General features: G+C 70.6%; 4 protein-coding genes and 1 pseudogene. 2 read left to right on the top strand and 3 right to left on the bottom strand.

Annotated features, from left to right (window positions below; translation table 11 throughout):
• Window positions 1-885, top strand: a pseudogene (locus AB0I94_RS41140) (hypothetical protein); the annotation flags it as partial.
• A 7-nt stretch (window positions 886-892) separates the two neighbouring features.
• Here AB0I94_RS41140 and AB0I94_RS41135 read toward each other — a convergent pair.
• Together AB0I94_RS41135 and lysS are read right to left on the bottom strand one after the other, a co-directional pair.
• The gene (locus AB0I94_RS41135) at window positions 893-1,102 is read right to left on the bottom strand and encodes a hypothetical protein (RefSeq protein ID WP_363314946.1); all 210 of its coding nucleotides are present in this window, start codon (window positions 1,100-1,102) and stop codon (window positions 893-895) included.
• A 238-nt stretch (window positions 1,103-1,340) separates the two neighbouring features.
• Entirely contained in the window at window positions 1,341-3,095 is a 1,755-nt protein-coding gene (gene lysS, locus AB0I94_RS41130; protein WP_363314945.1) for a lysine--tRNA ligase, read from the bottom strand.
• 156 nt (window positions 3,096-3,251) lie between these two features.
• Between lysS and argS the strand changes: the two genes are divergently transcribed.
• On the top strand, window positions 3,252-5,027 hold the full coding sequence (gene argS / locus AB0I94_RS41125) for an arginine--tRNA ligase (RefSeq protein ID WP_363314944.1): 1,776 nt from the start codon (window positions 3,252-3,254) through the stop codon (window positions 5,025-5,027).
• On the opposite strand, the gene AB0I94_RS41120 is transcribed toward argS, so the two are convergent.
• A complete protein-coding gene (locus AB0I94_RS41120; protein ID WP_363314943.1) occupies window positions 5,024-6,262 on the bottom strand; it encodes a PLP-dependent aminotransferase family protein in 1,239 nt (412 codons plus the stop codon). The two genes, argS and AB0I94_RS41120, sit on opposite strands and share 4 nt — an antisense overlap.
• Window positions 6,263-6,276 lie beyond the last annotated feature (14 nt).

Here is a 6,276-nt window from a genome sequence, read left to right as displayed (position 1 = left end):
CGCCTCCAGGCCCGCTTCGGCCGCTCCTGGCGCCGCAAGGCCCCCGTCGAGTCCCTGATGCCGCTGCGCCTGGCGCGGTTCGGCGTACCGCTGGCGCAGACGGCTCCCGCGGGGCTCGCTGCGGCGGGCATCGAGCCCGCGCTGCTTCCGCCGGTGCCGGTGACGGTGGAGCCGCAGCAGCCGGAGCTGGTGGCGCCGCCCGCGCCGCGGCTGGAGGCGGAGTCGCAGCCGCAGGGCCAGCAGGGCCAGCAGGGCCAGCAGGGCCAAGCCCAGCAGGATCAGGCCGAGCAGGAGCAGCAGCCGGAGCCGGAGCCTGCGGCGGCGCATGTGAGCCCGTGGTTCGCGGCCCAGCAGCCTTCGTACCTTCCTGAAGAGCCGCACGACCAGTGGTACGCGGACCAGCAGGCGTACGCGGAGCAGCAGGCGTACGTCGAGCAGCAGGAGTACCTGGAGCGGCAGCAGGCGTACTTCGACGAGCAGGGCGGGGCCGCGGCTGCTCCCGACCCGGAGTTCCCGGTGCCCGCGGGGCCCGGCCGTACTCGCCCGCTCGGCGGTCAGCATCTGATTCCGGGCCCGCGCGAGGAGCAGCAGCCTGCCGAGGGCGATGTCCGTGAGGACGCGCCGGAGGAGCTGGGGCCGCTGCCCGATGCGTCCGGTCTGCCGGACGACGTCTCGCGCGACGACGCGTACTTCGCGGCGTTCCGCAAGTACGTGAGCGAGCTCGGCGACTATCCCAATGCCCGGCAGTTCGGCCTGTACTTGATGGACCTGTACGGCGTCACCGGCCAGGCGGGTGGCCCTCCGGCCGAGAGCACGCTGCGCCCGTACCTGCGTGACTTCCGCAGCCGCTACCAGGAGGAGCTGGACTCCGAGTACAGCGCGTAGCGGAGTCTCAACTTCTGCTGCGGGCGCGCTTCTTGCTGCTTTCGCCCCAGATGGCGAGGGCGGCGCCGACGAGGAGGAGGGCGACGTATCCGGGGGTGGGCACGTCCCACCACTTGTGGATGAGGCCCCACGACTCGTCCCCGAAGATGCGTCCGGCGGCGCCGAGGGCTCCCTGGATGCCGACGACCCACCCGACGATGGCGATGATTTCCTTCATGCCCCCACGATCGCCCGACCTGGGGCGGGGTTCGTCCTGCGGGGGAGTGATCTCCGGGTAGTCCGAAGGGTGCAGAGCCGCGGCCGCTTCCCCGTAGCGGCCCCTCACCGCCCTGCGCGGGGGCCCCGCGCCGCGAGCCCGACGCGCCCGCACGCGAAGGGGCGGCGCCCAAGTAGCTGGGCGCCGCCCCTTCCTCGTACCGCCAAGCGGTCAGCGCAAAGCCGCCCGCGTCCCGCGGCTACGCGCCCAGGAGCTTGCGGACCCGCTCCGCGCCCACGGCGAGCAGCAGCGTGGGGAGGCGGGGTCCCGTCTCCCGGGTCACCAGGAGGCGGTACAGGAGGGCGAAGAAGGACCGCTGCGCGACCTTGATCTCCGGCGGCAGTTCCTTCGCCGTCGCGTCCGCGGAGAACCCGGCCTGGACCTTCGGAACGCCGTACACCAGGTGCGTGAGGCCGTCGAGGGACCAGTGCGAGTCGAGGCCCTCAAGCAACAGCCTCAGCGACTCGCGGCCCTCCTCGTCCAGCGACGACAGCAGCTCCGTGTCCGGCTCCGCGCGCACGATCGTGCGCGCCTCGGCCGGGACCTGCGTAGTGATCCAGTTCTCGGCGCGGTCGAGGCGGGGCCGCGCCTCGTCCAGGGACGAGATCGGGTCCGAGGGGTCCAGGTCCCGCAGGATGCGCAGCGTCTGGTCCTCGGCGCCCGCCGTCACGTCCGCGACGGACGCGAGCGTCCGGTACGGCAGCGGACGGGGAGTCCGGGGCAGCTCGCCCGCGGCCGTACGCACCGCACGCGAGTGCGCGGCGGCGTCGGCGGGCAGCACGGAGCCGTCCGCGACCTTCGCGTCCAGCTTGTCCCACTCGTCGTAGAGCCGCTGGATCTCCTGGTCGAAGGCGATCTTGAAGGACTGGTTGGGCCTGCGCCGCGCGTACAGCCAGCGAAGGAGCGGCGCCTCCATGATCTTCAGCGCGTCGGCCGGGGTCGGCACGCCGCCCTTCGACGACGACATCTTCGCCATCCCGGAGATGCCGACGAACGCGTACATGGGACCGATCGGCTGCACGCCGTCGAAGATCTCGCGCACGATCTGCCCGCCGACCACGAAGGACGACCCGGGAGAGGAGTGGTCCACGCCGCTCGGCTCGAAGATCACGCCCTCGTACGCCCAGCGCATGGGCCAGTCGACCTTCCAGACCAGCTTGCCGCGGTTGAACTCGCTGAGCAGGACCGTCTCGGTGTGCCCGCAGTCCGCGCACACGTACGACAGCTCGGTGCTCTCGTCGTCGTACGACGTGACCGTGGTCAGGTCCTTCTCGCACGCGCCGCAGTACGGCTTGTACGGGAAGTACCCGCTGCCGCCGCCGCTGCCGTCGTCCTCGCTCGCGGCGCCGGACCCCTCGGCGGCCTCCAGCTCGGCCTCGTCGACCGGCTTCTGCGACTGCTTCTGGCCGCCCTTCCCGGGGGCCTTCTTGGTGCGGTACTGGTCGAGGATCGCGTCGATGTCACCGCGGTGCCTCATCGCGTGCAGGATCTGCTCGCGGTAGACGCCCGAGGTGTACTGCTCGGTCTGGCTGATCCCGTCGTACTCCACGCCCAGCTCGTCGAGCGCCTCGGTCATGGCCGCCTTGAAGTGCTCGGCCCAGTTCGCGTACGCGGAACCGGCCGGGGCGGGCACGGAGGTGAGGGGCTTGCCGATGTGCTGGGCCCAGGACTCGTCGATGCCGGGGACACCGGCCGGGACCTTGCGGTACCGGTCGTAGTCGTCCCAGGAGATGAGGTGGCGGACCTCGTGCCCGCGCCGCCGGATCTCGTCCGCGACGAGGTGCGGGGTCATGACCTCGCGGAGGTTGCCGAGGTGGATCGGCCCCGAGGGGGAGAGCCCGGAGGCGACGACGACCGGTTTGCCCGGGGCACGACGCTCCGACTCGGCGATGACCTCGTCCGCGTAGCGGGAGACCCAGTCGGTGGTATCGGTGCTCTGAGCCACGATCGGCACGCCTTTCTGCTTCAACTCTGCTTCTACGTGAGTACCGCTTGTCGCAGTCATTCTCCCAGGTCGACCCGTAACCGCGAAAACCGCTTTTCACCGCGTGGGATACTCGGTTTCCGTACCTACAGCAACCCAGACACCCGAGCAGAACGGCACCCATTCATGGCCTCGGTCACGTCCCTCACCGCCTTCGTCCACCAGCGCCTCGCGGACGCCCTCTCGGCTGCCCTGCCAGAGGCCGGCTCCGCCGACCCGCTGCTGCGACGAAGCGACCGGGCCGACTACCAGGCCAACGGGATCCTGGCCCTCGCCAAGAAGGCGAAGGCGAACCCGCGCGAGCTCGCGGCGAAGGTCGTGGACGCCCTCCCCGCGGACGACGACACGATCAAGGACGTCGAGGTCTCGGGCCCCGGGTTCCTGAACGTCACGGTCACCGACAAGGCGATCACCGAGAACCTCGCCGCGCGCGCCGCCGACGGCGAGCGCCTCGGCGTGCCGTTGGCCGAGCACGCGGGCACGACGGTGGTCGACTGGGCCCAGCCGAACGTGGCCAAGGAGATGCACGTCGGCCACCTCCGTAACTCGGTCATCGGCAATTCCGTCGTCAAGATCCTCGAGTTCACCGGCGAGAAGGTCGTCAGCCGTCACCACATCGGCGACTGGGGAACCCAGTTCGGCATGCTCGTGCAGTACCTGATCGAGCACCCGGACGCGCTGGGCCACCAGGCCGCCGACGGCACCGAGCAGGCGGGCGAGGAGGCGATGTCCGGCCTCAACCGCGTCTACAAGGAGTCGAAGGTGCTCTTCGACTCCGACGAGGAGTTCAAGACGCGGGCCCGGCGCCGGGTCGTGGACCTCCAGGCGGGCGACCCGGAGACCCTCGCGATCTGGCAGCGGTTCGTGGACGAGTCGAAGGTCTACTTCTACTCGGTCTTCAACAAGCTGGACGTGGAGATCCACGACGAGGACATCGTCGGCGAGTCCGGCTACAACGACATGCTGGCGGAGACCTGCCAGATGCTGGAGGAGTCCGGCGTCGCGGTCCGGTCGAACGGCGCGCTGTGTGTCTTCTTCGACGACGTGTTGGGCCCGGACGGCAACCCGTCCCCGCTGATCGTCCAGAAGTCCGACGGCGGCTTCGGGTACGCGGCGACGGACCTCTCCGCGATCCGCGACCGTGTCTTCAACGTGAAGGCCGACACGCTCCTGTACGTGGTGGACGCGCGGCAGTCCCTGCACTTCAAGATGGTCTTCGAGACGGCCCGCAGGGCGGGCTGGCTGACGGACGACGTCAAGGCCGTGCAGCTCGGTTTCGGCACGGTCCTCGGCAAGGACGGCAAGCCGTTCAAGACCCGTGAGGGCGAGACCGTACGCCTCATCGACCTCCTCGACGAGGCGATCGACCGGGCGTCCGCCATCGTCCGCGAGAAGGCCCAGGACCTCTCCGAGGAGGAGATCGCCGAGCGCGGCGCCCAGGTGGGCATCGGCGCGGTGAAGTACGCGGACCTGTCGACGTCGGCGGTGCGTGACTACAAGTTCGACCTGGACCAGATGGTGTCCCTGAACGGCGACACGAGCGTGTACCTCCAGTATGCGTACGCCCGTATCCAGTCGATCCTGCGCAAGGCGGACGACGTCTCTCCCAAGGCCCACCCGGAGCTGGAACTGGCCGACGCGGAGCGGGCGTTGGGTCTGCACCTCGACCAGTTCGCCGAGACGGTGGCGGAGGTGGCGCAGGAGTACGCGCCGCACAAACTGGCCGCTTACCTCTACCAACTGGCGTCGCTCTACACGACGTTCTACGACAAGTGCCCGGTCATCAAGCCGAAGCCGCCGCGGGATGTCGCGGAGAACCGCCTGTTCCTGTGCGACATCACGGCCCGCACCCTGCACCAGGGGATGGCGCTCCTCGGCATCAGGACGCCTGAGCGCCTCTAACCCCGAAGCGCGCCGCCAAGTCTGCGCAGTCCCTCGGCGATCTCGTCGGGGGTCTGCGTGACGAAGCACATCCGCAGGGTGGCCGGATCGGGCGCCCCGGCGTAGAACGGCGCCCCGGGAACGTACGCCACGTCGTGTTGGACGACCTCCGGGAGCAGCGCGGCGGTGTCGTACCCGTCGGGCAGCTTGGCCCAGACGAACATGCCGCCCTCCGGCCGGAGCCAGGTGGACCCTTCGGGCAACGCGTCCCCGATCCCCGCGAGCATGGCGTCCCGGTGCACGCGGTACTCCCCCGCGACACGGGCCACGTGCGCGTCGAGGTCGTTGTCCGCCAAGTAACGTGCCGCGGCGAGCTGATTGACGGTCGGCGTGTGCAGATCGGCGGCCTGCTTGGCGATGGCGCAGGCCCGCAGGAGCGCGGCGGGCCCGCGCAGCCAGCCGAGCCGCAGGCCCGGCGCCATGACCTTGGAGAAGCTGCCGAGCAGGATGGTGCGGTCCTGCGCGCCCGGGTACGAGGCGATCCACGGCACGCGCTCGCCCTCGAAGCGCAGCTCTCCGTACGGGTCGTCCTCCACGATCCACAGTCCGCGCCGCTCGGCGACGCCGGCGATCGCGGCTCGGCGCCCGGCGGGCAGGGTGCGGCCGGTGGGGTTCTGGAAGGTGGGGACGGTGTAGAGCAGCTTGGGCCGGTGGAGCGCGACGAGTTCGTCGAGGGCGTCCGGGTCGATCCCGGCCTCGTCGCACGGTACGGGCACGACATGCGCGCCCGCGAAGCCGAAGGCCTGAAGTGCGGCCAGATAACAGGGGCTTTCGACGAGGATGACCTCGCCGGGCTCGATGAGGGCCGTGGCCAGCAGCGAGAGCGCCTGCTGCGATCCGGTGGTGATGACGATGTCGTCGGCGTCGGTCGCGAGGCCGCGCACGGAGAAGCGTCCGGCGATGGCGGACCGCAGGACGGGCTCGCCCTCGGTCGTGGCGTACTGGAGGGCACGCTCGGGCTGCTCGGTGAGCACGGCGTGGAAAGCGGCGGTGATGCCGCCCTTGTCGAAGAGCCCGGGGGCGGGGAGTCCGCCCGCGAAGTTGATGACCTCGGGCCGCGCCGTCACGGCCAGGATGTCCCGTACCGGAGAGCCCCCGACGGTGGCGACACGGGCCGCGAACTCGGGTACGGGAGCCGGTCCTCGGCTCCCCTTCTCGTCGTGGCCGGTGGGGGCCTGGGCGTCGGTGACGGTCATCTGCGGCTCCTTTG

This window comes from Streptomyces sp. NPDC050147 (genome assembly GCF_040660195.1).
Lineage (GTDB): Bacteria > Actinomycetota > Actinomycetes > Streptomycetales > Streptomycetaceae > Streptomyces.
Note: the sequence above shows the minus strand (reverse complement) of the source record. Positions and strands in the feature narration are given on the sequence as shown.